This window comes from Streptomyces tubbatahanensis, assembly GCF_022699385.1.
Classification (GTDB): Bacteria; Actinomycetota; Actinomycetes; order Streptomycetales; family Streptomycetaceae; genus Streptomyces; species Streptomyces diacarni.
The window spans coordinates 7002449-7028285 of record NZ_CP093846.1 but is presented as its reverse complement, the minus strand read 5'-3'; the positions used below and the strand labels follow the sequence as shown (position 1 = coordinate 7028285).

The 25837-nt window shown below is 74.8% G+C and carries 23 protein-coding genes and 1 pseudogene; 9 read left to right on the top strand and 15 right to left on the bottom strand.

Features of this window, described 5'->3' with window-relative positions:
* Positions 1 to 170: 170 nt before the first annotated feature.
* The gene (locus MMF93_RS30110) at positions 171 to 785 is read right to left on the bottom strand and encodes a TetR/AcrR family transcriptional regulator (protein WP_242756322.1); all 615 of its coding nucleotides are present in this window, start codon (positions 783 to 785) and stop codon (positions 171 to 173) included.
* A 70-nt stretch (positions 786 to 855) separates the two neighbouring features.
* Here MMF93_RS30110 and MMF93_RS30105 point away from each other — a divergent pair.
* Positions 856 to 1338: pseudogene (locus MMF93_RS30105) on the top strand (SRPBCC family protein); the annotation flags it as partial.
* 98 nt (positions 1339 to 1436) lie between these two features.
* On the opposite strand, the gene MMF93_RS30100 reads toward MMF93_RS30105, so the two are convergent.
* A complete protein-coding gene (locus MMF93_RS30100; protein ID WP_242756321.1) occupies positions 1437 to 2273 on the bottom strand; it encodes an MOSC domain-containing protein in 837 nt (278 codons plus the stop codon).
* 393 nt (positions 2274 to 2666) lie between these two features.
* Here MMF93_RS30100 and thiI point away from each other — a divergent pair, with 393 nt between their 5' ends.
* The 6 genes from thiI to MMF93_RS30070 all read left to right on the top strand — a co-directional run bounded on the left by thiI (position 2667) and on the right by MMF93_RS30070 (position 12478).
* A complete protein-coding gene (gene thiI / locus MMF93_RS30095; protein WP_242757853.1) occupies positions 2667 to 3890 on the top strand; it encodes a tRNA uracil 4-sulfurtransferase ThiI in 1224 nt (407 codons plus the stop codon).
* 403 nt (positions 3891 to 4293) lie between these two features.
* Entirely contained in the window at positions 4294 to 5364 is a 1071-nt protein-coding gene (locus tag MMF93_RS30090; protein ID WP_242756320.1) for an enoyl-CoA hydratase/isomerase family protein, read from the top strand.
* 152 nt (positions 5365 to 5516) lie between these two features.
* A complete protein-coding gene (gene lanKC / locus MMF93_RS30085; protein ID WP_242756319.1) occupies positions 5517 to 8426 on the top strand; it encodes a class III lanthionine synthetase LanKC in 2910 nt (969 codons plus the stop codon).
* A gap of 36 nt (positions 8427 to 8462) precedes the next feature.
* Positions 8463 to 8585 carry a SapB/AmfS family lanthipeptide gene (locus MMF93_RS30080; RefSeq protein ID WP_114014651.1) on the top strand — a complete coding sequence of 41 codons (123 nt, stop codon included), beginning with the start codon at positions 8463 to 8465 and terminating at the stop codon, positions 8583 to 8585.
* A gap of 4 nt (positions 8586 to 8589) precedes the next feature.
* Positions 8590 to 10509, top strand: coding sequence for an ABC transporter ATP-binding protein (locus tag MMF93_RS30075; protein WP_242756318.1), 1920 nt, complete (start codon positions 8590 to 8592; stop codon positions 10507 to 10509).
* Entirely contained in the window at positions 10502 to 12478 is a 1977-nt protein-coding gene (locus MMF93_RS30070) for an ATP-binding cassette domain-containing protein (RefSeq protein WP_423835552.1), read from the top strand. The genes MMF93_RS30075 and MMF93_RS30070 overlap by 8 nt, the downstream gene beginning before the upstream one ends.
* Before the next feature lie 63 nt (positions 12479 to 12541).
* On the opposite strand, the gene MMF93_RS30065 is transcribed toward MMF93_RS30070, so the two are convergent.
* The 7 genes from MMF93_RS30065 to MMF93_RS30035 all read right to left on the bottom strand — a co-directional run bounded on the left by MMF93_RS30065 (position 12542) and on the right by MMF93_RS30035 (position 17305).
* Positions 12542 to 13168 carry a response regulator transcription factor gene (locus tag MMF93_RS30065; protein WP_242756316.1) on the bottom strand — a complete coding sequence of 209 codons (627 nt, stop codon included), beginning with the start codon at positions 13166 to 13168 and terminating at the stop codon, positions 12542 to 12544.
* Positions 13169 to 13372: 204 nt separating this feature from the next.
* On the bottom strand, positions 13373 to 15226 hold the full coding sequence (locus MMF93_RS30060; protein ID WP_242756315.1) for a complex I subunit 5 family protein: 1854 nt from the start codon (positions 15224 to 15226) through the stop codon (positions 13373 to 13375).
* Positions 15223 to 15570: a sodium:proton antiporter gene (locus MMF93_RS30055; protein ID WP_242756314.1), complete on the bottom strand. Its 348-nt coding sequence runs from the start codon at positions 15568 to 15570 to the stop codon at positions 15223 to 15225. The genes MMF93_RS30060 and MMF93_RS30055 overlap by 4 nt, the downstream gene beginning before the upstream one ends.
* A complete protein-coding gene (locus MMF93_RS30050) occupies positions 15567 to 16409 on the bottom strand; it encodes an MnhB domain-containing protein (RefSeq protein WP_242756313.1) in 843 nt (280 codons plus the stop codon). The genes MMF93_RS30055 and MMF93_RS30050 overlap by 4 nt, the downstream gene beginning before the upstream one ends.
* Positions 16406 to 16675 (bottom strand): DUF4040 domain-containing protein, encoded by a 270-nt coding sequence (locus MMF93_RS30045; protein WP_114022466.1) that lies wholly within the window; start codon positions 16673 to 16675, stop codon positions 16406 to 16408. The genes MMF93_RS30050 and MMF93_RS30045 overlap by 4 nt, the downstream gene beginning before the upstream one ends.
* Positions 16665 to 17132, bottom strand: coding sequence for a monovalent cation/H+ antiporter complex subunit F (locus tag MMF93_RS30040; protein WP_242756312.1), 468 nt, complete (start codon positions 17130 to 17132; stop codon positions 16665 to 16667). The genes MMF93_RS30045 and MMF93_RS30040 overlap by 11 nt, the downstream gene beginning before the upstream one ends.
* Positions 17129 to 17305, bottom strand: coding sequence for a hypothetical protein (locus MMF93_RS30035; protein ID WP_242756311.1), 177 nt, complete (start codon positions 17303 to 17305; stop codon positions 17129 to 17131). Before MMF93_RS30035 ends, MMF93_RS30040 begins: the two co-directional genes overlap by 4 nt.
* Positions 17306 to 17566: 261 nt before the next feature.
* On the opposite strand from MMF93_RS30035, the gene MMF93_RS30030 reads away from it, so the two are divergent.
* Positions 17567 to 18961: a cytochrome P450 gene (locus tag MMF93_RS30030; RefSeq protein WP_242756310.1), complete on the top strand. Its 1395-nt coding sequence runs from the start codon at positions 17567 to 17569 to the stop codon at positions 18959 to 18961.
* Between the two features lie 87 nt (positions 18962 to 19048).
* On the opposite strand, the gene MMF93_RS30025 is transcribed toward MMF93_RS30030, so the two are convergent.
* The 6 genes from MMF93_RS30025 to MMF93_RS30000 form a co-directional block, all read right to left on the bottom strand.
* Positions 19049 to 19660, bottom strand: coding sequence for a hypothetical protein (locus tag MMF93_RS30025; RefSeq protein WP_242756309.1), 612 nt, complete (start codon positions 19658 to 19660; stop codon positions 19049 to 19051).
* 97 nt (positions 19661 to 19757) lie between these two features.
* A complete protein-coding gene (locus MMF93_RS30020; RefSeq protein WP_242756308.1) occupies positions 19758 to 20432 on the bottom strand; it encodes an HAD family hydrolase in 675 nt (224 codons plus the stop codon).
* 29 nt (positions 20433 to 20461) lie between these two features.
* Positions 20462 to 21952 (bottom strand): aminotransferase class I/II-fold pyridoxal phosphate-dependent enzyme, encoded by a 1491-nt coding sequence (locus tag MMF93_RS30015; protein ID WP_242756307.1) that lies wholly within the window; start codon positions 21950 to 21952, stop codon positions 20462 to 20464.
* A gap of 68 nt (positions 21953 to 22020) precedes the next feature.
* Positions 22021 to 23052, bottom strand: a complete 1032-nt coding sequence (gene ligD, locus MMF93_RS30010) for a non-homologous end-joining DNA ligase (protein ID WP_242757852.1) — start codon at positions 23050 to 23052, stop codon at positions 22021 to 22023.
* The gene (locus MMF93_RS30005; protein ID WP_242756306.1) at positions 23049 to 23666 is read right to left on the bottom strand and encodes a DNA polymerase ligase N-terminal domain-containing protein; all 618 of its coding nucleotides are present in this window, start codon (positions 23664 to 23666) and stop codon (positions 23049 to 23051) included. The genes ligD and MMF93_RS30005 overlap by 4 nt, the downstream gene beginning before the upstream one ends.
* A gap of 128 nt (positions 23667 to 23794) precedes the next feature.
* Entirely contained in the window at positions 23795 to 24346 is a 552-nt protein-coding gene (locus tag MMF93_RS30000; RefSeq protein WP_242756305.1) for a hypothetical protein, read from the bottom strand.
* Positions 24347 to 24634: 288 nt separating this feature from the next.
* Between MMF93_RS30000 and MMF93_RS29995 the strand changes: the two genes are divergently transcribed.
* On the top strand, positions 24635 to 25756 hold the full coding sequence (locus MMF93_RS29995; RefSeq protein WP_242756304.1) for an NUDIX domain-containing protein: 1122 nt from the start codon (positions 24635 to 24637) through the stop codon (positions 25754 to 25756).
* Positions 25757 to 25837 lie beyond the last annotated feature (81 nt).

The window sequence follows — 25837 nt, the reverse complement described above, 5'->3', positions numbered from 1 at the left end:
GTCCCGGGACCGAGGGGGCCGCTGGCCCGACCCCGACGGCCCGGGGCGGGTAGCCCGGCGGCGGAGGGAGAAACCTGCCGTACGGGGAGGGAGGAATCTGCCGTACGGGGAGGGAGAGCGCAGCTGTACGGCGAGGGTCGGGAACGTCTCCGGACTCTCCGGATCCCGCGTCAGCGCGGCTCGGACACCGTGGCGAGGAGGGCTTCGGCGCAGTCCTCGACGAGGGACTCGGCGTAGCCGGGAAGGGCGCCGCCCGCGCGCAGATGGCGGCGCATGACGGAGAGCGGGAGGTCGATCAGGGCGAGGGTGAGGCGCTCGGTGGCCTCCGCACCGTGGGCGCCGAGCCGCTCGGCGAGCGCGCCGACCTCGGCGAAGACCCGCGCGTTGCCCCGGTCGGCGCGCCTGCGGTGTTCCTCGGACCAGTGCGCGCGGCCGAAGTCCTCGGGCCCGTAGCCGAGGAGGGCTGCCTGGTCCGGGTGGGCGCGGCTCCAGGCCACGACGTGCCGTGCGGCGGCGCGGCCCGCCACGCGCGCCGCCTCCGCTGTGGACAGGGGCTGGTCGGACAGGTGCCGCCGGAAGCCGTCCTGGAACCGTTCCACCGTGCGCAGCCACAGCTCGGCCAGCAGCGCGGTGCGGCCGGGGAAGCGGTGGTAGAGGGAGCCGCTGGGCGCTCCGGCCTCCCGGGCGACGGCGGCCATGGTGACGCCGCCGGGCCCTGCGGTGGCGACCAGGCGGACGGCGGCGTCGAGAAGTCGGTCGGTGTCGAAACGGGGTGGCCTGGCCATGTGCGGCAGCGTAGCCTGACCGTATTGGAGGCTTCTCTCTAGAACGCGTGCGAGGGCAACGGAGGACACCATGCAGGTCTGCAACGTGCACGAGCGGCTGCTGCCCGCGCCCCGCAGCGAGGTGGGCGCACTGCTGGACTCGCTGTCCTGCGAGGACGACCGGCTGTGGCCGCACGGCATGTGGCCCGCGATGCGGTTCGACGGGCCGCTGGCCGAGGGCGCGGCGGGCGGGCACGGCCCGGTCCGCTACACCGTCGCCGCTCATGTCCCCGCGACCTGGGTGCGCTTCACGTTCACCGGGCCACGGGGCTTCGACGGCTTCCACGAGTTCGCGGCCTTCGCGCTCGACGCGCGGCGCACCCTGCTGCGTCACACGCTCGCCATGACGGCGCGCGGCCCCGCCCGCCTCGGCTGGCCACTGGTGTGGCGCCCGCTGCACGACGCCTGCCTCAGGGACGCTCTGGACCGGGCGGAGCTGGCCTGCTCCGGCACGGTGACGCGGCCCGCACGGCACAGCCCGTACGTGCGGGCGCTGCGCGCGCTCGCCGACCGCGGCGGGCGCTACAGCTCGGGCGCGGTACCCGGCGGGCGCTACAGCTCGGACGCGGTACCGGGCGGGCGCTACAGCTCGGAAGCGGACCCCGGCCGGCGCTACAGCTCGGACGCGGACCAGTCCGTCACCTCCACCGGGTCACCGACCGCGAGCGTTCCGGGGCGCAGCACCGCGAACTTGACGCCGAACACGACGCCGCCCTCGGCCGCGCGGCGGTAGGTGGCGAGGGTGCGCAGCGGCTCAGGACCGCGCTTGGCCCCCGAGTCCTGCGCGACGAGGGTGACGGCGCAGCGGATGGCCGGCTTCGCGTAGCCGAGTTCGGCCCCGCCGATCCGCAGCCGCCGTGTTCTGTCCTCGGCGTGCGGTTCCTCGTCCCAGTCGTCGACCACGATGTTGGGCCGGAAGCGGGACATCGGCAGCGGTTCGGCGCCCCGGTCGGCGAGCCTCTTGTTGAGGTGGTCGAGGCTCGCGCGGGAGACGAGATGGACGGCGCAGCTGTCCGCGTACCGCGAGGTGCCGGGCGTCAGCCCGTCAGTGACTCTGCCGTTCTCCGGCGGCACCCGTACCAGCCTGCTGCGCGAGCCGAGGACCTCCGAGAGCCAGTCGGCCGCCTCGTCGCCCTGGTCGATGCCGCGCAGCGGCCGTCCCAGCATGTCCACCTCCCGGCGCGGCCCGGCCAGCTCGACCTCGACGTGCACGGCCTCGGTCCCCGGCGCGCGCAGCGTCAGCCGCTCCCCCACGGGCGTGCGGGTCACCTCGGGGCCGATGAGGGCCAGCGCGGGGTCGCGGCGCTGGGTGCGGCCCACCCCTTCCGACGTGGTCACCAGGAAGCCGCGGTCGTCGGCGATGCCGGCGGGTTCGAGGGCGGCCTCCCGCAGCGGGACGGCGGCGCACCCTTTGACGGGGTAAGTGACCAGCTCGACGACCTCGGCCATGCGATGTCCCTTCGGTGATGGATGGAGCGCGGCGCCGACGGGCCCCGGGGCGGCGCTCGTTCCACCGGCGCGTGCGGCACCTCGAAGGACTCTAGTCAGCCTCCGCGGGGCGAGGAGAGTGGTCCTCCTCACCCCGGCCCGCCGCGCGAGGGGCCGCACCTGCCGCTCGGCGCCCCCGCCCCTGCCGAGCTGGACGAGGGAGCGGTGAGGCATGCCAGGGGGGTCGCATAGCCTGTCGGGCAGGAGGGAAGTTCCGTGACGATCCATGGGCCCCGTCCCGCCCCCGAGGGACATCCGCACGACGACGCGGGCGCGATCCGGACCACGACCGTGCCGGAGCGCGCGCCCGCCGGAGCAGCGGCGCACGCGTACGCGGCGCCGGACGCCGACGCGGTGGAGTGCGTCCTGCTCAAGCACGGTGAGGTCTTTCTCCGTGGCCGCAACCGCGCACGCTTCGAGGAGCTGCTGCACGACAACCTGCGGCACGCGCTGCGTCAGCTGCCCGGCGAGACGTGGGTGGAGAGGGGCCGCAGCGTCACGACGGTGGGCGGCGGGCCCGGCCTCGACACGCTCGTGGAGAGCGTGCGCCGCGTGATCGGCTTCAACCTCGTACAGCCGGCGGTGCGGGTGGGCAGCAGCGTGGAGACCATCGGCGACCACGCCGTGCGGGCGCTGCGCCGGGCCTGGCAAGAGCACAGCGGCGGCCGTGGGACGCTCAGCTTCGCGGTGCGCGCGAAGCGGCGGGACAAGTCCTTTCCGCTCACGTCCTCGGTGCTCGCGGCGGCCATCGGCGAACGGGTGTGCGCCCGGACGGGGGCGCGGGTCGACCTCTCCTCCCCCGACGTGGAGCTGACCGTGGAGGTGGACAGGAAGGGCAGCTACCTGTCCTGGAGGCGGCTGCGGGGGCAGGGCGGGCTGCCGGTGGGCTCCAGCGGCCGGGCACTGGCCCTGCTCTCGGGGGGCTACGACTCCCCCGTCGCCGCCTACCGCGCCATGCGGCGCGGGCTGGCCTGCGACTACGTCCACTTCACCGGCGCGCCGTACACGGACGCCGCCTCGGTCTACAAGGCCTACGCGCTCGCGCGGGAACTCAACAGGTTCCAGCCGGGCCGCACCCTGTGGGTGGTTCCGCTGGGCAAGGCGCAAAAGCAGCTGGCCGTCGCGGGCGCCGGACGGTTCCAGGTGGTGGCGCAGCGCAGGCTGATGGCGCGTACGGCGAGCGCACTCGGACAGCGGCTGGGCGCCGACGCGCTGGTGACGGGCGACAGCCTGGGGCAGGTGGCCAGCCAGACGGTGGCGAACCTGGCGGCCGTGGACGAGGCGGCGGCGCTGCCGCTGCTGCGCCCGCTGCTGGGCTGGGAGAAGCAGGAGATCATCGACGAGGCCCGCGCCCTGGGCACCGCCGACGTCTCCGTGCTGCCCGACGAGGACTGCTGTGCGCTGCTCGCCCCCCGCCAGGTCACCACCAGCGCCCGGGTGACGGACCTGCGGCGGGTGGAGCGCCGCCTGGAGCTGGACGAACTGGTCGAGGAGCTACTGGCGGGCGCCTGGCAACTGGAGCCGGGCACCGGGGGCGCGGTCCCCGACGCCACTCTCCCCGGCCAGACCCGCGCGTGAGCAGCCGGCCCGGTCCCCCGTCCCGAGAGCGGCCGGCCCAGTCCCCCGTCCCGTGAGCGGCCGGCCCGGTCCCCCGGGCCGGCCGCAGCGCGCGCAAGCGGCGCCCGGAGGCCGTGGTGAGATCTCCGTTCGGTTTCCGGCGGCCGTGCGCTTCGCCGTTTCCGAGGTGTAAAGCGCCTCTTTGCCGGTGACTCGTGTGCGCATCCGGGCAGGTTCGGACCAGGAGCCGCCGCGGTAGCGCCCCGGCGCCGACCTAGGCGGGGCCGGGCGCGCCCCTCCGGGGAGCACGGTGCGCCGCGCCGCACACCCCGTGGCGAGGGGGCGACGGTGGTGCCGCGGCGTGCCACGTACGGTGGCCCGCGAGAGCGTCCACCGTCGTCGCGTGCGAAGGAGCCCCGTGTCCATGTCCGAGACCGAACCGCCCGTCCTCGTCCGCGAAGACGGCCGCGTCGGGCGCCTGCTGCTCAACCGGCCGCACGCGCTCAACTCCCTCAATGTGGAGATGATCCGGCGCATCGCCGAGGCACTCGACGCCTGGGAGCACGACCCGGGGGTGGCGGCCGTCGTCCTCGGCGGAGCGGGTGAGCGCGGCCTGTGCGCGGGCGCGGACATCCGGGCGATCCACGACGACGTACGCCGCGGCGGCGGCGCCGACTCGGCGCGGTTCTGGGCCGAGGAGTACCGGCTCAACGCGCGTATCGCCCGCTACCCCAAACCGTATGTCGCTCTCATGGACGGTGTGGTCATGGGCGGCGGTGTGGGCCTGTCGGCGCACGGCGGGGTGCGGGTCGTCACGGAGCGGGCGAAGGTCGCCATGCCGGAGACGACCATCGGGTTCGTACCGGACGTGGGCGGAACCTGGTTGCTGTCGCGGGCGCCGGGCGAGCTGGGCACGCACCTGGCACTGACGGCCGGCGCGGTGGGTGCGGGCGACGCGCTGCTGTGCGGGCTCGCCGACCACTTCGTGCCCGCCGGCCGGCTGGACTCCTTCGCCGCTGCGCTCGCGGAGGCCGCGCCCGCCCAGGCGCTGGAGGAGTTCGCCGAGCCCGCGCCCGAGGGGACTCTGGCGCGGCACCGGACGTGGATCGATGACTGCTACGGCGCGGACGACGTGGCCGAGATCCTGCACCGCCTGCGCAGCAGCGGCTCGACGGCCGCCAAGGAGGCGGCCGTGGCGATAGAGGGGAAGTCGCCCACCTCGTTGAAGGTCACGCTCGCCGCGCTGCGCCGCGCCCGTGGGCTGTCCTCGCTGGAGGAGGTGCTCGACCAGGAGTACCGCACCTCCGTGGCGGCGCTGTCCTCACCCGACCTGACCGAGGGGGTGCGGGCCCAGATCATCGACAAGGACCGCAGGCCGCGCTGGTCGCCCGGCACGCTGGACGAGGTCGGCGAGGCGGAGGTCGCCCGGCACTTCGCGGCCGCACCGGGCGGCGACCTGGGGCTCGGTGCCGCCGGGCCAGGCGTCGGAACCTGACGACTTCCGCGGGGACGTGCGTGGGGACTTCCGTGGGGGGCCGTGCCCGGGTTACCCGTGCGTTCCTCACTGCGTATTCATGACAGAACTGACTACCCCTTTCCCCTCCCCGTGCTGCACGCTTGGTCCGTGCTTCGCAGGGGAGGGGAACGATGGACAAGCGGTACGAGATATTCTGTCTCGCGAACCGGCATTTCTATGACACACCAGAACGCTTGTCGGATTCCGCGTCCGCGTCCCGCGAGGGGGAAACCGCAAAGGACCCGGGAGCGTTCGCCGTCTCGCACCGCCCCGTCCCCGCGGGCTGGCGCAGCACCCGGTCCGGTGACTGGCTGGAGTTGCGGCCGCTGACCGGCACGTTCCCACTCCAGGGCTGGAAGATCCACGCGTCGGCCACCCTGTGGAACGCGAACGAGATCGGCGAGGCCGTCTGGGACTACTGCGTTTTGCGGAACATTCCCTTCAAATATGTTCCGCATCGCACACTTCTCTACCTGCGCAACGCGAAATATGCCGGGCGCGGCACCAGCGGGAAATTCGCCACCATTTATCCCGCCGACGAAAGCCAGCTCGAAATGGTGGTGCGGGAATTGGGTGAGAAGCTGCACTCCAGACCTGGCCCCTACATTCTCACCGACCTGCGCTGGCGTCAGGGCCCGTTGTACGTGCGCTACGGCGGATTCGCCCCCCGGTTCTGCGTCGACCCCCACGGCCGGCTCGTCCCCGCGGTGGAGGACGCGCACGGCAACCTGATACCCGACCGCAAGGACCCCGCCTTCCGGGTGCCGGACGGGGTGGAGTTGCCCGCCTTTCTCCGTCCCGAACTGGCGGCCCGCGACTCGGCGACCGTCGCGGAACTGCCGTACCGCATCGACAAGGCGCTGCACTTCTCCAACGGCGGCGGCGTCTACGGCGGCTCTGACACCCGTGACGGCAGCCGGGTCGTCCTCAAGGAGGCCAGGCCGCACGCCGGGCTCGCCGCCGACGGCGCCGACGCGGTCGCGCGTCTCGAGCGCGAGAAGGCGGCACTCGACCAGCTCGCCGGGCTGCCGGTGGTGCCGGCTCTCAAGGACTGGCTGGAGGTGGACGGGCACCGGTTCCTGGTCATGGAGGAGGTGCCGGGTCAGCCCCTCAACTCCTTCTTCGCCAAGCGGCACCCGCTGTTGAGCGCCGACCCGGATCCCGAGGCGGTGTCCCGCCACACCGCGTGGGCGCTGCGCGTCCACCGGCTGGTCACCGAGGCCGTCGAGGCGGTGCACGCGCGGGGCATCGTCTTCAACGACCTGCACATGTTCAACATCATGCTGGCGCCCGACGAGCAGACGGTGACGCTGCTGGACTTCGAGGCGGCGGCGCGCGCCGAGGACGATCCACGGCAGATCGTCGCCCATCCCGGCTTCATCGCGCCCGCCGACCGCAGCCGCTACGACATCGACCGCTACGCGCTGGCCTGTCTCGCGCTCGCCCTGTTCCTGCCGATGACGACGCTGCTGGCCATCGACCGGGGCAAGGCCCGGCACCTGGCGCGGATCGCCGCCGAGCAGTTCCCCGGCATCCCCGAGGACTTCCTGGCCGAGGCGGTCGCCACCATCGAGGGACCCGACGCGCACGTGGCGGTGGGCTCACACCCGGCAAGCGACGCCCGCGCGGAGGGCGGCACCCGCGGCGCGAAAGACGACACCCGCGCGGAGGGGAAAGCCCGCACGGAGGGAGGAGCCCGCGCGGAGGGGAAAGCCCGCACGGAGGGAGGAGCCCGCGCGGAGGGAGACAGCCGCGCGGACAGCGGTGCCCCGGCCGCCTCCCGTTCCCTCACCTCCGTGGCGGCTCTCGTGCCCGCCGTCGGCGCGCCCGGGGGGCCCGGCGACTGGCCCGCCGCGCGGGAGGCGATGGCCGAGGCCGTGCTCGCCTCCGCGACGCCCGGGCGTGACGACCGCCTCTTCCCCGGCGACATCGCCCAGTTCGGCGACGGCGGCGGCCTGGGTCTCGCGTACGGCGCGGCCGGGGTGCTCCACGCGCTCGCCGAGACGGAAGCCGGCCGCTGGTACGAGGGCGAGGAGTGGCTGCTGCGGCACACCGATCCCCCGCCGCGCGGCACCCCGCTGGGTCTCTACGACGGGCTGCCGGGGGTGGCGCTCGTCCTGGCACGCGCCGGGCACACCAAGCGCGCCCTGGAGTTGACAGAGCGGGTGCTGGATGAGAAGTGGCAGCGGCTGAGCGGTTCCCTGTTCGGCGGTCTCGCCGGGCTGGGCCTCGCTTTCGGCCGGCTCGCCGAGCAGACCGGCGAGGAGGGGTTGCACAGCTGCGCCGCCGAGGCCGCGCGGCTGCTCGCCCAGCGGCTGGAGGAGCCGGACGACGGCCGGCCAGGAGCCGACAGGGCCGGGCTGCTGCACGGGGCGACCGGAGCGGCGCTGCTCTTCCTGCGGCTGTACGAACGGCACGGCGAGCCCGCGCTGCTCGACCTGGCGGAACGTGCGCTCGCCCGGGATCTGGCGCGCTGCGTGCAGGACAGCGCGGGGACCTGGCAGGTGGACGAGGGACGCCGCACCATGCCGTACCTGGGCGCGGGCAGCGTGGGCATCGCCATGGTCCTCGACGACTTCCTCGCACACCGCCCAGGCCACACGGCGTTCGCACGGGCCCGCGCGGGCATCCTGCCCGCCGCCCGGATGCGGTACTACGCACAGCCGGGGCTCTTCCAGGGGCGCGCGGGCATGCTGCTGCACCTGAGCAGGACCGCGACCCCCCACGTCACCGAGGGCGACCGTGCGGCCCAGCTCGCCGGGCTCGGCTGGTACGGCATGGCGTACGGGGGCGGACTCGCCTTCCCCGGCGACCAGATGATGCGGCTGTCGATGGACCTGGCGACCGGCACGGCGGGCTGTCTGCTCGCGGTCGGCGCCGCCGCGGCCGTCCGCTGCGGCCGGACGCCGCCGAGCCTGCCGTTCCTCCCGCCCGTGACGGGCGCCCCCAGCCCGCTGTCCGACGGCGCCCACGCGCCCGGCGGCGGCCCACAGACCGGCCTTGGGGACAAAGGCCGTACCGAAGCACCACCGTCCCTGTAACACACACCGATCACCCGAAGGGGAAGGAACACCACGATGGCACTTCTCGACCTGCAGACGCTGGAGCCCGAGGAGCGGACCGGCGGCGGCGACGACAGCAGCGCGAGCCTCCTCCTGTGCGACAAGCACAGCTCCCACAGCACGCTCCTGTGCCTGTGACCGGGTGACACACACACCCGGTGCTCCTGGGCGGGGCTCTGTCCCCGCCCAGGAGCACTCCCCTGTCTCCGGGCCGCGGACCGCACCGCCCCGCCCCGCGGCCGCCGGGCGCCCCGGCGGCCCGCACGCCGAGGCCGACCGGCTGCTGTTCGCCGAGGGGCGCCGTCACCGGTGGCGCACGGTGGCCCTCTTCCTGTCCGCGACGGCGGCGGCAGGCGCCTCACTGGCGCTGCCCGCCGCGCTCGGACACACCCTCGACCTGCTGCTGACCAGTGCCGGGGACGGAGCCGGCACGGGCCAGGGCGCGGGGAGCACAGGATCGGGGAGCGCCGGCGTGGACGGCACGGCGGCGAGCGGCACGGGCGTGGACGGCTGGCTCGCGGTGTGCGCCGCGCTCACCTGCGCGCTGGTCGTCCTGGACGCCGCCGAGACGGTCCTGACCGGCACGCTCAACTCCCGTACGACCGCGCGGCTGCGCTCCAGGATCGCCGGGCACCTGCTGGCCGTCTCCCCACTGCGGTCCGGCCGCTTCTCCCCAGGGGACCTGGTGACCCGCTGCACGGGCAACGCCGCGCACGCGGGCACGGGACCCGCCGGTGCCGCCTCCGCGCTGGCGGCGCTGGTCACGCCGGTGGGCGGTCTCGTCGCGCTGGCCCTGCTCGACCTGCGGCTCGCCGCCGTCTTCGCGGCGGGAACGCCGCTGCTCGTGCTGCTGCTGCGGGCGTTCTCCCGGACGTCCACGGCGTGTGTCAGCCGCTACCAGGAAGCACAGGCGCGGATCGCGGGACGGCTTCTCGAGGCGCTGTCGGGGGCCCGCACCATCGCGGCGGCGGGCATCGAGCGTCGGGAACGCGCCCGCGTGCTGGAGCCGTTGGCCGAACTGTCCGAGCACGGGCACCGCACGTGGCGCGTCCAGGGGCGGGCCACCGCGCAGGCGGCGGTGCTGGTGCCGCTCCTCCAGATCGCCGTGGTGGCGGTCGGCGGTCTGCTGGTGGGCGAGGGGGAGCTGAGCGTGGGCGGGCTGGTCGCCGCCACACGGTACGCGGCGCTCGCGGCGGGTGTGGGCACGCTGGTCGGACAGCTCAACGCGCTGGTACGCAGCCGCACGGCCGCCCTGCGGCTGGCCCAGGTGCTGGCCGTGCCCGCGCTGCGCGAGGGGCACCTCGTGCTGCCTGAGGCCACCGCCAGGTCCCGCGGGGGTCGGCTCGAGTTGCGCGGTGTGCACGCCTCGTACGGGGACGAGCCGGTGCTGCGGGACGTGGACCTGGTGGTGCCCGCCGGAGCCACCGTGGCCGTGGTCGGCCGCTCGGGTTCGGGCAAGTCGCTGCTGGCGGCGGTCGCGGGGCGGCTCGCCGAGCCGGACGCCGGGCGGGTGCTGCTGGACGGCGTCGACCTGGCCGACCTGACGTCCGCGCAACTGCGGCGCGCCGTCGCTTTCGCGTTCGAGCGTCCCGTGCTCTTCGGCGCGACGGTGGGCGAGGCCATCGCGGCGGGCGTCCCCGCCGGACACGGGCCACCGGGGGCGCGGGTGACCCACGCGGCGGCCATGGCCTGCGCCGACGACTTCGTCCGTACCCTCCCCCACGGCTACGACACTCCGCCGGAAGCGGCGCCACTGTCCGGCGGTGAGGTACAACGCGTCGGCCTGGCACGCGCGTTCGCCCAGGACGCCCGTGTGCTGATCCTGGACGACGCCACCTCCAGCCTGGACACCGTGACGGAACTGAAGGTGACGCGGGCGCTGACGCGCACGGGCGAGGGGGCGCGCACCCGGCTGGTCGTCGCGCACCGGGCCTCGACGGCCGCCCGAGCGGACCTGACCGCGTGGCTGGAGGGTGGCCGGATCCGTGCGGTCGCCCCCCACGAGCACTTGTGGAAGACGCCCGCCTACCGGGCACTGTTCGGGAGCGGGGCCGATGAGTGACCCGCGGGAACGGCCCGCGCCGCCGCTGCCCGCGCGCCGCGGAAGGCACCGCCGGGGCCCCGCACGGGTGCGAGGGACAGCGCGGCGAGCGGCACCGCCGCGACCGGGGCCGCCGCGACCGGGGCTGGTGCGTGCGGGGCTGCGCTTCCTGCGGCGCCGTCCGGCGGCGCTGTGGGCGCTGGCAGGCTGGTCGGTGCTGGAGGCGGCCCACACCTTCGCGCTGGGCTTCGCGCTGGCCCGCGCGCTGGACGCGGGTTTCCTCGCGGGACGCCCGGCCACCGGGCTGTGGTGGCTGGCCGCCGCGGGGCTCGGGCTGCTGGTGGGAGCCCTGGGCACGGCGCGGGTCTACCGCCAGGTGGCCGCGCTGGCCGAGCCGCTGCGCGACACGCTGGTGCGCCGTGTGGTGGAACGCGGCCTGTGCGAGGCGGTCACGGCCACGGTCGCACCGGGGCGCGGCAGCGGCGACGCCGGTACCTCTTCCGTCTCCCGGCTCACGCACCAGGTAGAGATCGCCCGGGACAGCTTCGCGGGCGTGGTCATGGTCTCCCGTTCCTTCGCCGTCAGCCTCGCCGGGACGCTCGCGGGCCTGGCGGCACTGGCGCCCCCACTGCTGCTGGTCGTCCTGCCACCGCTGGCCGCGGGTCTGATCGTTTTCGCGGTGACACTGCGCCCACTGGCCCGGCGGCAGCGGGACTTCCTGGTGGCCGACGAGGAACTGGCCACCGAGGCGGGAACCGCGGTGCGTGCGCTGCGGGACGTGGCCGCCTGCGGCGCGCGGCAGACGGTGCGAGGGGCGCTGCGCCGACGCGTCGACGCGGAGCGGCGCGCCGCCGACGCGCTCGCGTACTGGGGAATCGCCCGGGCGGTGGCGCTGGGGCTGGGCGGACGGCTGCCCCTCGTGCTGCTGCTGGCGCTGGCCCCCTGGCTGCTGCGCCACGGGGTGAGCGCCGGGGAGCTGGCGGGCGCGCTCACTTACCTGACCCAGGCTCTGCTGCCCGCGCTGCAAGGCCTGGTGCACGGGCTGGGTGGCGCCGGGGCCCGGCTCACCGTGGTGATCGGCCGCCTGCGCCAGGGGGCACCGGACCCTGCCGCGCCGGAGCCCGTGGTGCCGGCCCCTCCGGCACCGGAGCCGGTGGCACCGGGCTTCTCGCGGGTGCCGGCCCCGCGTGGCTTCGGCGGAGCGCCGCCCGCGCTGGCGCTGCGCGACGTCTCCTTCGCGTACGGTCCGGCGGCGCGGCCGGTGCTGTGCGGGCTCGATCTGGAGGTACCGGCGGGCGGTCACCTGGCCGTCGTCGGCCCCAGCGGTGCGGGGAAGTCGACCCTCGCGCTGCTGGTCGCCGGGCTGTTGCGGCCCTCGCACGGGGAGGTGCGGCTGTCCGGCAGGACGGCGACGGGGACGGGGACGGGGTCCCCGGACGGCGTGCCGCCCGTGGAGCAGCGCGTGTTGATCCCGCAGGAGTCCTACGTCTTCACCGGGAGCGTGCGGGAGAACCTCTCTTGCCTGCTGCCGGGGCACTGTCCGCCGCTGCCGGACGCGGCGCTCTCGTCCGCCGTGGAGGCGGTGGGCGCCCAGGCGCTCGTTCGGCGGCTCGGCGGCCTGGCGGGGCAGGTGGAGGCGGCGGCGCTCTCCGCCGGGGAGCGGCAGCAGGTGGCGCTGGCACGCGCCTACCTCTCCCCTGCTCCGCTGGCCGTTCTCGACGAGGCGGGCAGCCAGTTGGACCCGGCCGCCGAGGAGCGCGCCGAGTCGGCCTTCGCCCAGCGGGGCGGCACGCTGGTGGTGATCGCGCACCGGATCAGTTCGGCCCTGCGGGCCGACCGGGTGCTGGTGCTGGACGGCCCCCGCACCCGCTGCGGCACGCACCGCGAACTGCTGGCCGGCTCTCCGCTCTACCGCGACCTGACCGCCGGCTGGGCCCCGCACCCGCCCGCCGCCGAACGGCAGACCGCGGGTGAGGGACGCACGGGGTAGGGCGGGGCAGCCGGCTCTTGGACGACGTGCACGGCGGCCGGGGAGGGAGCATACCGGCGCGGGTCAGAGCCAGCCGGCGCCCTGGGAGATACGGATGGCGTCCACGCGGTTGCGGGCGCCCGTCTTGCGGGTGATGGCGGACATGTAGTTGCGCACGGTGCCGGCCGAGAGTCCCAGTCGGCGCGCTATCTCGGTGATGCCGGCCCCCTCGGCCGCCGCCGAGAGGACGGTCAGTTCGCGTGCGCTGAGCGGCACTTCGGAGGCGCGCAGCACCGTGCCGGCCAGCGCGTTGTCGACGAAGCGCTCGCCCGCGGCGACCCGCCGGATGCCCGTCACCAGCTGTTCGGGCAGTGCGTCCTTGCACACGAAGCCGCGCGCTCCCGCGTCCAGTGCCCGGCGCAGCGCTCCGGGGCAGTGCTGGCTGACGAGTACCAGCAGGCGGCGCGGCACCTCCCGCCCGGAGCCCGGGGGGTCGTGCGGCGCGCGGGCGGGGCCGGCCAGTTCGTGGAGCGGCAGGCGTCCTGTCACGTCGGCGTCCGCGACGCACACGTCGGCCCTCAGTGCGCGCGCGGAGCGTGTCGCCTCCTTCCCCGACACGGCTTCGGTCTCCATGTCGGGTTCCGATCCGACCAGAGCCGCCAGCCCGCATCTGAGGATGCGTACATCGTGTACCAGCAGTACCCGGATCACTCTGAGTCCCCCCTAAGTGCCTGATAGCCGCATGACAGGCGCAGCTCCATACATACAAGCTCATCGCAGGGGAGAGACGAGGAGTTTTGGCCACACATCGAAACCGTGCGTACGCAGTGTGTTATGGGGGCGCGCAAAGGGGGCGCACGCGCGGAGCCCTCACCACCCGGTGGAGTGTCCGCCGTGCGCCCGTGCCGGTACGGCTCACCACACCAGCGCGGCCAGCAGGGTCAGCCCCGCGACCGCACAGGCGACGTAGTCGCCGACATGCCCTGAGTGCAGCCGCCGCAGCGGCAGCGACCAGCCAGGCCGCACGCCGCTGGGCACCGTCCGCAGGGCCGCCCAGGCCCCGGCCGCGGCGAGCGCGGCCGACGCAAGGCCCAGCGCGATGCCCGCCGGTGACCAGTGCGGCACCGGGGAGTGCGGCAACTGCTGCTCGGTGGCGTGCAGGACCGTCATGGCGTAGCCGCTGTGGTCGGTGAAGCTGTCGGCGGCCCGGCTGACGGCGGACCACAGCGGCGGCACGCAGCCGACCGCCAGCCCCGCGGCGAGCAGCGCGGCCGCGGCGGCGAACATGGTGTCGGGCGCCCTGGTCACCCTCTGCCTGGTCTCCGCGGGCTCGTCGGCGCCGGTGGTCTCCGCGTCCTCGTGCTGTTCCGCGCCGTCCTTTCGGTGACGTCCCGTGGCGTGCGGGCTGTCCTCGTCGGCGGGCGGGGAGCCGAGCCCGAAGAAGACGCCGCCCGCGACGCGCAGCACCGCCCCTCCGGTGGCGGCGGAGACGGCCACGAAGAGCACGGTCAGCCACCCGCCCGCCGCCTCCTCCGAGAGCGCCTTGCCCAGCCCGGTGCCGAACGGCGGGAGCCCGGCCAGAGCCAGCCCGCCGACGGTGAACAGGACGCCCACAGGGCGCAACCGGGTGCCCCGGCCGTGCAGTTCCCGTTCGTCGACGCTCCCGAACCTGTCCACCAGGATCCCCGCGCACGCGAACAGCGCGGCCTTGACCCCGGCGTGTCCGAGGACGTACAGCGCGGTGCCCGAGACGGCCTCGGGCGTCAGGACGGCCAGCGCGACGAGGAAGAGCCCGGTGTGCGCGATGGTGGAGAAGGCCAGCAGCCGCTTGACGTGCCGTTGCAGCCAGCACAGCAGGGCGCCCGTGACGGCGGTCAGCACGCCCAGCGCCAGCAGCGCACGGTGCACGGCCTCCTCGGGCAGCGCGCCGCTGCCCGCGAAGACCGTCCAGTACAGCCGTGCCACACCGTAGACGCCCAACTGCACCATCACGCCCGACAGCAGCATGCACACCGGGGTGGGTGCCACGGTGTGCGCGTCCGGCAGCCAGAAGTGGAAGGGCACGGCGGCCGCCTTGACGAGGAAGCCCGTCGCCACCAGGACGAACGCCGCTTTCACCAGCGTCCCCGATCCCTCGCCGCCGGCGTCCAGGTGCTGCCCGATCTGGGCGAGCCCGAGCTGTCCCGTGTGCGCGTACAGCAGTCCGACGCCCAGCAGGGTGGCGTAGCCGCCCAGGGAGTTGAGGAATCCGAAGGTGAGTGCGCCCTGGACCGCGCGGGCCTCTTCGACGCGGTAACCGGTCAGCGCGTAGGCGACGACGCCCATCAGTTCGAAGAAGACGAAGGCGTTGAACAGGTCCCCGGTCAGGGTGAAGCCGCACATCGCCGCCTGGAACGCCAGGATCAGCGCGGGAAAGGCGCCGGTCTGGTGGGGAGGCGGGTCGTCGAAGAACCGCCAGGAGTAGAGCAGCACGGTGACCACCAGCACGGAGACCAGCGCGGCGAGACCGAGCCCGATGCCGTCTCCGACCAGCACGATGCCCACCCCGGCGCCGTCCCGTGGCCGCCGGCCGCCCACCCACTCCACGGGCGTGGCGCCGTCGGCGGTGGCCACCAGCACGCCCACGGCGAGTGCGGCGGCGGCGCCGGCGACGACGGCGGCGAAGACGTCGGCGACGTAGCGGGGCAGCCACCGTCCCGTCGCCACCAGGACGGCCGCGCCGAGCAGCGGGCCCGCGACCAGCACGGGCAGTGCCTGGGCCGCCGTCATCCGCGCAGCTCCCGCAACTCGTCGGGGTCGACCGTGCCGTGGCGCTTGGAGACCTGCACGACCAGCGCCAGCAGCAGCGCCGTGAGGGTCGCGCCGACGACGACGTCGGTGAGGGTGAGGGCCTGCACCACCGGGTCGACGACGGGGCGCGAGCCCGGCCGGATGTCGGAGAAGACGGGCGCGGTACCGCCGCGCCGGTAGCCGACCGCCAGCAGCAGCACATAGGTGGAGGCCTGGCAGACGGCGAGCGACCCCACGGCGTGGATGAGGTTCCTGCTGGTGGCCAGCCCGTAGCAGCCGACCAGGAACAGCCACCCGGCCACCAGGTACGGCAGGACGCTCACGGCCGGCTCCCTTCGCTCCCTGGCGCGCTCTTGCGGCCCTGCGGCGTGCGTCCCCCGTTCGTCTGGCCGCTGGCCCCGCCCCGCGGCGCGCGCCCCTCGTCCTGCGAGCCGTCCGCGGACTCGATCACGATGGCCTGGTCGAGGAACTGCGCCAGCAGCACCACGACAGCGGCGGCGACCTCGACGCCGACGGCGGCGTTGAGGAGGGGCACGGTGCCCCCTGAGGCGAGCGTGCCGGTGGTGCCGTACGGAAGGACGTTGCGCAAGAAGGCGGCCCCGGACAGCAGTGCGCCCAGTCCGACCAGCAGGTAGCCGGCCTCCCCTGCCGCGTCGGCGAGGGTGAACAGCGCGACCGAGCGGACCCGTCGCAGCGCCCGGTAGTCGATGGCGATGTAGAGCAGGTGCAGCGCGGTCGCGGCCACCACGCCGCCCTGGAACCCGCCACCGGGGCTGACCTGCCCGTGTGCGACGACGTACAGCCCCGTCAGCAGGGTGAGCGGCAGCACCGCGAGCGCGTAACGGCGCACCGGTGCGGGCACGAGCGCCGGCTGGGGCTCGACGCGGTGCTCGTCGCGGGCCGTGCGCAGGATGACGACGGTGCCGAGGGTCGCCCCGAAGAGGATGGCCTGCTCCCCCAGGGTGTCGAAGGCCCGCTGGTCGAAGTTGACGGAGGCGACGGTGTTGGAGGTGTGCCGTGTGAGCGCGGCCTCGACGGCGTGCCGCCCGTAGGGGTGGAAGGAGCCGCCGAACCGGGGCAGTTGGAGGAAGGCGGCACCCAGCAGCGCGGCCAGCCCGAGAAGGCCGGCGGCCAGGACCGCCATCCGTACGCGCGGGCTCACTCGTGCTCCTCCCGCCGTTCGCTGCGCGCTTTGCGCCGCACCTTGCGTACGGACAGCAGCACCATCAGCGGGGTGAGCGCGGTGCCCACGGCCAGCTGGGACAGTGCCACGTCGGGGGCCTGCAGCACGGCGAACAGCAGGGCGAGCGCCAGCCCGAGCCCCGCCAGGACGGCGGCCTGACGCACCGGGTCACGGGCCAGGACCGCGGCCGTGCCCGCGACGGCGACCAGCAGCAGTGCCACCACGACGGGCAGGTCACCGCCCATCGGAGCCACCCCCTCCCGGCGGGGTCGTCAACGCCCGGGTGCACAGGGCGCTGCCCGCCACCAGGAGGCACCCGATGAACAGGAGTTTCAGCGTGGTCCTTCCGGGGGTGGCCGCCACGCACACCGGCAGCACCACCACGGGCACGGGCGCCACGCCGAGCACGGTCATCGTCCGGGTGACCAGGGGGCGCGGCCTGCTGGCCCGCAGCTCCTCTCCCAGCAGCCGCTCGTAGACCAGTGTGCCGACGGGACCGAGCACGGCCAGCACGAGCGCCATGTCCGTGTAGGAGGGACGTGCGTAGCCCTGCGAGAGGAGCAGCATGACGAGGGCGGCGAGCACGGTGGCGAGGTTCTGCGCCAGGACGCGCCTGCGGACGGGGCCCGTGCAGATGCCCAGCAGGGCGGGCAGGAAACCGACGAGGAGCAGTGCGCAGGCCGCGGCGAGCCAGCCGTTCACCGCCGCACCGCCGCCCTGCGGGCTGCCCGTCCGCCGTAGGCGGCGAGGAGGGCCGCACCCGCGCCGACACCACACTCCAGGGCGTCGACCGTCTGGATGAGGACCAGCCACAGCCCGGCCAGCGCCACCCACCAGGCGGCCACCTCCAGGGCCGCCGTCAGCCGACGCGTCATCAGGCCGCCTCCCCTCGCCCAACGAAGCACACGCGGACCGGACGGGTCAGTGGGTACCACCGCTCGCCCGGCATGAAACGGAGCGCGCGCGGTAGGGAGCGGTGGGGAAAGGAGCGGATCCGCACGCCGCACGCAGCGGCCCCCGCGCGTCGTTTCCCCTCGTGACCTGCGGGTACCGCGACGCTTTGAACAGTGCCCACGCGAGGACGACGCACCCGTAAGCCGCCGGAGCTTCCGGCGCGCCGACGAGCGGAGTGACAGATGCGACTGACCGACGCCCTCACCACCACGCCGGGTCCCCGGGACGCGCCCGGCACGGAATTGCCGCCGCTGAGTGCCCGTCAGGCGGCCGGGGTGGTGGGCGACGTGCTGCTGCCCGTGGTGGCGGGCGGAGTGATCGTGCGCAGGCCGCGCGCCATGTCGCTGCTGGAGCGGACCGGCTGGGACCGGCGGGGCGTGGAGCGGATGCGCGCGCTGCGGGCCCTGCACGGCTCCGGACCGCTGCCGCTGACGGTGCGCGGCCGTGCGTACGCGATGGTGCTGGACCCCGGCGACGCGGAACGCGTCCTCGCCGGCACTCCGGACCCGTTCAGCCCGGCGACGGTGGAGAAACGCAGCTCCCTGGCGCAGTTCCAGCCGCACGGCGTGCTCATCTCAGCGGGGCGGGAGCGCGCCGAGCGGCGGGAGTTCGTCGAGCAGGTGCTGGAGACGCCGGAGCCGCTGCACGACCTGGCGGGGCCGCTGACCGGCGTCATCCGCGAGGAGGCGGCAGTGCTGCTGGCCCAGGGCGAACGGTCGGGCCAACTGCGCTGGGAGGACTTCGACGCCGCGTGGTGGCGCACGGTGCGCCGGATCGTGCTGGGCGACGCCGCACGGGACGACACGACACTCACGGCGCAGTTGGGCGCACTGCGCTCGGCCGCCAACTGGTCGCTGGCAGGACCGCGCCGCAAGCGGCTGCGCAGCGCCTTCCTCGCCCGAGTGCGCTCCTACGCCGCCCGCGCGGAGCCCGGCAGCCTCGCCGAGCGGGTCGCCGGCACCCCGGCCGCGACGGGCACCGACCGGGCGGGCCAGATCCCGCACTGGCTGTTCGCCTACGACGCGGCGGGCATGGCGGCGGCGCGGGCACTGGCGCTGCTGGCCACCCACCCGCGGGAGGGCGAGCAGGCGCGCGCCGAGGCGCTCGGCGGCACACCCGCCGCGCCGCGGGAGCTGCCCTACCTGCGCGGCTGCGCGCTGGAGTCGGTACGGCTGTGGCCGACCACGCCGCTGATTCTGCGGGAGAGCACCGCCGAGACCTCGTGGGAGGGCGGCACGTTGCCGGCCGGCACGGTCTTCGCGCTCTACACGCCCTACCTGCACCGCGCCGACCCCGCCGGCGCGTACGCCGACAGCTTCGCGCCCCGCCAGTGGACCGAGGAGACCGGGCGGCAGGCCCGCGCCAACCCGGCACTCGTCCCGTTCAGTTCGGGTCCGGCCGGCTGCCCCGGCGAGAACCTGGTGCTGTTCACCGTCAGCACCCTGCTGGCCGCGCTGCTGGAAGGGCACGGCTACACCCTCGCCTCCCACCCGGAACTGCGGCCCGCGGCGCCGGTGCCCGCCACTCTCGACCACTTCGCGCTGCGTTTCCGTGTGCATCCGGTGAGCGCGGGCTGAGCAGTCGGTGCTCCGGGACACGTCGAAGGGCGGGACCGGTCGTCCCGCCCTTCGCCGCTGTCCCGCCCGGTCCGGGCCCCCGGTGCGTCAGACCTCGTCCTCGTCCCTGGTCCGCATGGCGTCCTCCTCGGCGGCCAGGCCGCCGTCGCCGGTCTGGCGTCCGTAGACGTCCTGGCGGCGTGGCGGGGTCGCCTCGGGGTCGTTGCGCAGGTCTCCCGAGGCTTCGTCGGGCGGCCCGGACACGGCCTCCCGCTCGGAGACCTCGGGCTGCTCCTCGGCGAGCCGCTCGTCCAGGGACTCGCCCTCGCGCATCTCGGCGGGGGTGGGGGCGGCGAGGGTGACGGCCGTGGGCTCGTCACCGGGCACGGCCTCCTGCTGCGGGTCGCTGGCCCGCTGCTGTTCGGGGGTGCCGTCCTGCAGGTCGGGAATGCCCTGCTGCTCGGGGTCCGCGCCCGGGTCACCCGGCTCGGCGTACTCCTCGTCGGCCTCCGCCTGGGGCGTCAGGAACGAGGTGTCGAAGCCGCCGGTGTCCTGGCCCGGCCCGCGGGGCGGCGGGTCGGACTCCACGGGCGGGTTCCACTGCCCGCGATCGGCGCGGTCGCCCGGAAGCCGGCCCTCGGCGGGCCCCGCGCTCATATCGGCGGCGTCCTCGGTGGTGACGCCCTCCTCCGCGGGGATGTCCCTGCCGTCTCCGGTCATGGTGACCTCCTCTCGTTCGGATGCTCCGGGTACCCACCACCACCGGCGGCTACGCGGGACGATTCCGCAGGTCGGGCCGGAGGCCGGGGCACATCCCTCACGTCTCGCGCTCCAGTCGGGCGTAGGCGCTCTCATCCAGCCGGGTGAGCAGGTCGGCGGGGCCCTCGTAGATCTCCTGGGCGCCCGACTCCTCCAGGTCGGCGCGGGGGATGCCGCCCGACAGGACGCCGAGCGCGGTGACCCCGGCGCGGGAGGCGGCCCGCATGTCCCACACGGAGTCGCCGATGAACACGGTCTGCTCACGGGCGGCGCCGACCAGGTCCCTGGCGTGTTCGACCGGGTCTGGGGCCGGTTTGCCCCGCTCGACGTCGGCGGCGCTGGCGATGTGGGCGATGAGCTCGTCCACCTCCAGGGCCCGGCGCATCGCGGCCAGCTCCCCGCCGACCGCCGAGGTGACGAGCACGAGCTGCCAGCCGCGGTCGTGCAGGGCGTGCAGCAGTTCCCGGGCGCCCTCCAAGGCGCCGAGCCGCTCGTGGCAGGTCGCGAAGAGGGTCTTGTGGGCGGCGCTGATCACCTCGTCCCGGCCGCTGTCCCGCCCCTCGCCCAGCACGTGTGCGAGCAGGTCACCGCCGCCCAGTCCGATGGCACGGTGCAGCGTGGCGGTGGGCACCTTGTGCCCCGCCTGGCGCAGCGCCTCCCACCAGGCGTGGACGTGCAGGTAGGTGGTGTCGGTGAGGGTGCCGTCGACGTCGAAGAGCGCGGCGCGGGGCATGGCGGCTCCTTGGGGTGGGCGGATGCCTGTCACGGCAGGCGGGGGGCGGGCGGGGGGTCCTCGGCGACCACGCGGACGGTGTTCAGGTCGGGCGCCGCCGCGTCGGGCAGGTTCATCCCGGCCTCCACGCCGGTGCGCAGGTAGTCCAGAACGGTCCGGGTCAGCCGCTCCCCCGGCAGCACGGTGGGGATACCTGGCGGATACGGGGTGATCATCTCGGCGGCGATCCGGCCCTCGGCCTCCTGGACCGGCACGTCCTCGTGCGCGCCGAAGTAGGCGTCACGCGGCAGGCACGTCTGCTCCATCCGCAGGTCGGCGGGGCTGCGCAGGCACACGGTCGGCGTGGCGGGGAACTCGTCGGCCCGGGCGACCAGCTCGCCGACGGCGTCGAGCAGCGCCCCCGTGGTGTGCCGGTCGTCGGCATGGGTCAGTTGCGTGTTGATGCGGCGGTGATCGCTGACGTGCACGTCGAGGTACCGGTGCGCGCGCAGCCAGTCGGCGGCCTGGTAGCCGGTGAACGGCAGCTGTGCGAGGTCGATGACGACCGGCAGCGGGTCCAGGTCGGCGGCCAGCCCCTGTCCGACGAAGTCGGCCCTGTCGTTGACGTGGAGCCCGTCGATGGCCTCCAGGCGCTGCCTGACGTCGGCGGCGAGGTCCAGCGCGTGGCCCAGCAGCCGGTCGCCGTGCTGCACCATCTGGCGGCGCCAGCCGTCCAGCCCCGCGTAGATCAGCACGTTGGGGCTCGTGGTGCCCAGCAGGTCGGCGCGCTGGGCCAGCGTCAACGGGTCGATGTACGGGCCTTGCAGATGGAAGACGGAACCCTGCTCCAGGCCGCTGCCCATCTTGTGGATGCTGGTCACGCACACGTCGGCGCCCGCGTCCATGGCCCAGGTCGGCAGGTCGTCGTGGAAGGGCAGATGGGCGCCCCACGCCTCGTCGACGAGGAGCGGGCGGCCCCTGCTGTGGCAGACGTCGGCGATGGCGCGCAGCCCTGCGCAGGTGCCGTACGGGGTGGGGCTGGTGACCAGGGCGCCGCGGGCGTCCGGGTGCTCGGCGAAGGCCGCCTCGAACGCCTCGGCGGGCGGCGCGTGCGCCAGCAGCCGCTCCTCGTCCCACTGCGGCTCCACCCACACCGGGCGGATGCCCGAGAGCACGAGCCCGGAGACGACGGACTTGTGGGCGTCCCTGCCGACCAGCAGCTTCTCGTGCGGCCCCGCGACAGTGAGCATCGCCGACTTCACCGACAGCGAGCTGCCGCAGGTGGAGAAGAAGGTGTGCTCGGCGTGCACCGCGTCCGCCATCAGCTGCTCGGCCTTCACCAGGACCGCGGCGCGGGTACGCCGGTCGTCCAGCCCTCCGGAGGCCAGGACGTCGCCGTGGAAGACGGCGTCGCCCAGCACCTCGCGGACGCGCGGGTCGGCGCCCCGCGCCTGCTTGTGTCCCGGCGGACTGAACGGCAGCTCCCCCGCGTCCCGGTAGCGGGCCAGTGCCTCCAGCACCGGTACGGCATCGTGATCCATGGCTCCCGTAGTGCCCGCGCAGGCCCGAACGGAACCCGTCGTCCGCCGCCGGGGCCGGCGCGGGGTGATCAGGTCCGGGGTCCGCCCCGTTCGCGCGGCGTCTCGCGGACGACGTCCTCGGGCCTCTTGTCGTCACGCAGACCCAGGAAACGGGGGTGGCGCAGCATGCCGTCGCGGGTCCACTCCGTGAAGCCGATCTGCGCCACCAGGCGGGGCTCGACCCAGTGCGCGCCGCGCTCGCGGACCGGGTCGGCGAACGGGGACCGAGGCGCCTGGAGCTGGTCGAGGCCGCGCCGCAGGGTCAGCAGCGTCCGCCGGTCATAGCCGGTGCCGACCTTGCCCGCGTAGCGCAGCGCGCCGTCCGCGTAGTAGCCGACCAGCAGCGCCCCGAAGCCCACCCGGCTCCCGGCCGGCTCGGTGAAACCGCCGATGACCAGCTCTTGGCCGCCCGCGCACTTGAGCTTGAGCCAGTCGGGGGACCTGCGGGGCTGGTAGCGGCCGTCCGCGCGCTTGGCGATCAGCCCCTCCCAGCCCTTGGCGCAGGCCTCGTCCAGCAGCTGCTGCCCGCCCTCGTTGCGGTGCGGCGTGAAGCGCAGCGGTGCCCGGAAGTCCAGCGCGGCCCGCAGCAGCGACTTGCGGGTGCGCAGCGGGAGCCTGGTGAGGTCCATGCCGTCGAGACGCAGCAGGTCGAAGACGTAGTAGGTGACGGCGACGCCGCTGGCCCTGGCCTGCCGCTCGGTACTCAGCTGCATGCGCTGCTGGAGCCGGGAGAAGTCGGTACGGCCGCCTGCGAAGGCGACGATCTCGCCGTCGACGGTGAAGTCGGCCCGGCTCTGGGCCGCCAGGGCCTCCGCGATCTCGGGGTAGGTGGCGTTCACGCGCCGCCCGCTGCGGGACAGCAGCCGCTCGCCGCCGTCTTCCCTGACGGCGAGCGCCCGTACGCCGTCGAGCTTGCGTTCGAAGATCCAGCCGCCGGCGGAGAAGTCGCGCCGGTCGCTGAGCTCGGCGCGCATGGGCTGCTCCGCCAGCCGGCCGCCCGACGGCGCCTTCCTGAGCAGCGTGCGCTGCTCCTGCGGCAGCGTGTCGAGCAGGCCGCTCACCGCCTGCCGCCCTCGCGGGTCCACCGCTCGGCCGGCTCCTCGCGCACCTGCTTGAGGGTGCGGTCGCTCAGCGCGGAGCGGACCCGCCAGGGGTCGGGCGTGCCGCGTGAGGAGGCGTGGCTGTCGCTTTTCTTGACCAGGAGCCACGCCTCGCGCTCTCCGTCGTCGCCGCTGCGGAAGCGGGAGAGCGCCCAGTCGCCGCGCAGCTTGCCGCCATGCATCCGGAACGAAATGTGGCCCTTGGCCAACGCCTTGCCGAAGTCGCGGGACAGGGGCTCGTAGGTGCCCTCGTCCCAGACGATGACGGGGCCCGCACCGTACTCGCCGCGCGGGATGACGCCCTCGAAGGTGCGGTAGTCCAGCGGGTGGTCCTCGGTGGGCATGGCCAGCCGCTTGTCGTGCGGGTTCATGGACGGGCCCTTGGGCACCGACCAGGATTTGAGCACGCCGTCCCACTCCAGCCGGAAGTCGAAGTGCAGGCTCGTCGCGTCGTGGATCTGCACCACGTAGCGGGGCTCCTCGCCACCGCGTGCACGCTCGCCCTCGGGTTCCTCGGTGCGGTCGAACCGCCGCTTGCGCCGGTATGTCCTCAAGCCGTCGTCGTCGCCACTCACGCCCGGTCCTTCCCGGCCACCGCCGCCCCGGCCGTGGCCTTCTCGCACCTGCCGCGTTCCCCCCGCCGAGCGGACGACACCGCACGCCGCCCTCCGTTCGGCACCGGTCCGCCGGACAGGGGCCGACGTCAGTGGACCGGGCCGAGCTGGCTGGCCCAGGGGATCAGCGGATAGCTGAGCGGGGGCGGACGCACGCCGCCAGGGCCGATGACGTGACTGCCGATCCGGCCACCGAGGTGGACGAGCCGCCCGTCGTCCTCCCTGAAGTGCACGGCACCGTCCCCGCGCTGCACGGCCGCCACCGCTTCCGTCAGGAAGCCCAGTTCGCCGGTGTCACGGTCCGACCACTCGTACGCGCTCCACATGTACTGGTCCACCCACAGGGTGGCGACGTCCTCGAGATAGACCGCGATCATGGTCGAGGCGCTGCCGGGTCCGACGAGGACGCAGAACTCGTCCGTCACGATCGGCGCGAGCGGGTAGCCCGGCACGGCACGGGCGGCGTCGGTGAAGATCTGCACGACGGGGTGCGCGGTGCGGGGCGCGGCCGCGCCGAGCGGGGACGAGTCCTGATCCCGCCCGTTCACGGGACTGCCAGGACGTACGTGGATGTGCGGAAGACGCGCGGCCCGGTCGCACGGCGTCTCCTCGCCCACGTGTTCGCTCAGCTGCTCACTCACCGTCGCATCCCCTCGTTGTCCGGTCACTGTCGGTCACTGTCCGGTCGTTCGACCGGCTCCGCCGCCCTCGACGGTATGCCCGATATGTCAGACCGGCAGCCTGGAGCGCGCGAGCCGGTGACACCGCACGGCTCGCTCACGCACGAGGAACCGTCACCCGAGGGGGGAGATCGGCCGCGTTCCGCCACGTGGGCGGGCGTACCCGCGCGGGCGGCGGCCGAGTTGAACCGGAGGGGGAGGCGCGCGGGTCACCGCGCGCCGTCGGCACCGGACACGAGGAGGCCCCGTATGACATCGACGCCCCGCACACCCGCCGCTCCGGCGCCTCGGGAAGACCGCGCCGTCCCGGAACCCCGCGGAGCCGAGGCGGCGCGTCCGGCGGCGGTGCCCGCTGCGGACCCGGCGCCCGGCCCGGACGCGGAGCTGGCCGCCTACCTCGCCGCACACCCCTCCCCCGCCGCCGCGGTCGACGCGGTCATCCGGGACGAACGGGGACGGCTGCTGATCGTCGACCCCGTCTACAAGGCGGGCTGGGACCTGCCCGGCGGCATGGTGGACGACGAAGGCTTGGTGGACGGCCTGGTCAGGGAAGTGCGCGAGGAGCTGTGCCCGGCCGGGCTCCGCGTCGGCCGCCTGCTGGCCGTCGACAACGTTCCGGCCACCGCGTACGGCAGGGCCCTGACCGCCTGCGTGTACGCCGTTCACCTGCCGCATCCGGTGGCCGCCGAGGACCTGCGGCTCCAGCGGGACGAACTGCGCGCCGCCGCGTTCCTCCCCGAGCGGGAGGCGCTGGCCCGGCTCCCCGAACGGCTGCGGAGGCGTACGGCTGCCGCGCTGGCCGCCGAGCGCGGAGCCGCGACGGCCCACCTGGTGGACGGGCATCCGGCGCCCCTGGACGAACGGGACCGCAGGGCACTGCTGCCGGGGCCCGTCGTCGCGGCGGCGGCTCTGGTGACGGACCGGAGCGGCCGGATCCTGGTGGTCACGAGCACGGGAAACGGCACCGGCACCGGCACGGGACCCCAGGAAGCGGACGAAGCGGAGGAAGCGTGGGCGGGGTCGGAGGGCGGCCGGGGGCCCGGGTCCCCGTACCGGCTGCCCGGCACGGTGGTGGCGGCCGCCGAGACGCCCGAAGAGGGCGCGGCCCGGGCGTTGGCGCGGCACGCGGGAGAGTGCGGGCACACGGTCGGCCGGCTGCTGGCCGTCGACAGCGCGCGCTGTCCCTCGGGCGGCCGCGCCCTGGTGGCGCACCTGTTCGCGGCCCGAGCGACAGGGGAACCGCCCCCGGCCACGGCGCACTGGCTCTCGCCGGGCGAGGCCGTCGCGGCGGTACCCGCGCACGAGGCCAGGCTGCTCTCGGCGGCCCTCGCACCCGGCACACCCACCCGGCCCTCCCTCCCGGAAGACTGACCTCGCCTCACAGAAGCCGAGCGTTCGGTCGCGATGCGGGCGGCAGAAGTTCCTAGGAGGCCGTAGGAGGGCTCCCTCGCG

What these genes read in the sequence shown, in the direction of transcription:
- MMF93_RS30110 (WP_242756322.1), bottom strand. Translation starts at nt 785, where the DNA reads ATGGCCAGGCCACCCCGTTTCGACACCGACCGACTTCTCGACGCCGCC.
- MMF93_RS30070 (WP_423835552.1), top strand. Translation starts at nt 10,502, where the DNA reads ATGAGTGACCCGCGGGAACGGCCCGCGCCGCCGCTGCCCGCGCGCCGC.
- MMF93_RS30015 (WP_242756307.1), bottom strand. Translation starts at nt 21,952, where the DNA reads ATGGATCACGATGCCGTACCGGTGCTGGAGGCACTGGCCCGCTACCGG.
- MMF93_RS29995 (WP_242756304.1), top strand. Translation starts at nt 24,635, where the DNA reads ATGACATCGACGCCCCGCACACCCGCCGCTCCGGCGCCTCGGGAAGAC.
- MMF93_RS30030 (WP_242756310.1), top strand. Translation starts at nt 17,567, where the DNA reads ATGCGACTGACCGACGCCCTCACCACCACGCCGGGTCCCCGGGACGCG.
- MMF93_RS30080 (WP_114014651.1), top strand. Translation starts at nt 8,463, where the DNA reads ATGGCACTTCTCGACCTGCAGACGCTGGAGCCCGAGGAGCGGACCGGC.
- MMF93_RS30035 (WP_242756311.1), bottom strand. Translation starts at nt 17,305, where the DNA reads ATGACGCGTCGGCTGACGGCGGCCCTGGAGGTGGCCGCCTGGTGGGTG.
- MMF93_RS30100 (WP_242756321.1), bottom strand. Translation starts at nt 2,273, where the DNA reads ATGGCCGAGGTCGTCGAGCTGGTCACTTACCCCGTCAAAGGGTGCGCC.
- MMF93_RS30090 (WP_242756320.1), top strand. Translation starts at nt 4,294, where the DNA reads ATGTCCGAGACCGAACCGCCCGTCCTCGTCCGCGAAGACGGCCGCGTC.
- MMF93_RS30025 (WP_242756309.1), bottom strand. Translation starts at nt 19,660, where the DNA reads ATGACCGGAGACGGCAGGGACATCCCCGCGGAGGAGGGCGTCACCACC.
- MMF93_RS30020 (WP_242756308.1), bottom strand. Translation starts at nt 20,432, where the DNA reads ATGCCCCGCGCCGCGCTCTTCGACGTCGACGGCACCCTCACCGACACC.
- MMF93_RS30045 (WP_114022466.1), bottom strand. Translation starts at nt 16,675, where the DNA reads ATGGGCGGTGACCTGCCCGTCGTGGTGGCACTGCTGCTGGTCGCCGTC.
- MMF93_RS30060 (WP_242756315.1), bottom strand. Translation starts at nt 15,226, where the DNA reads ATGACGGCGGCCCAGGCACTGCCCGTGCTGGTCGCGGGCCCGCTGCTC.
- lanKC (WP_242756319.1), top strand. Translation starts at nt 5,517, where the DNA reads ATGGACAAGCGGTACGAGATATTCTGTCTCGCGAACCGGCATTTCTAT.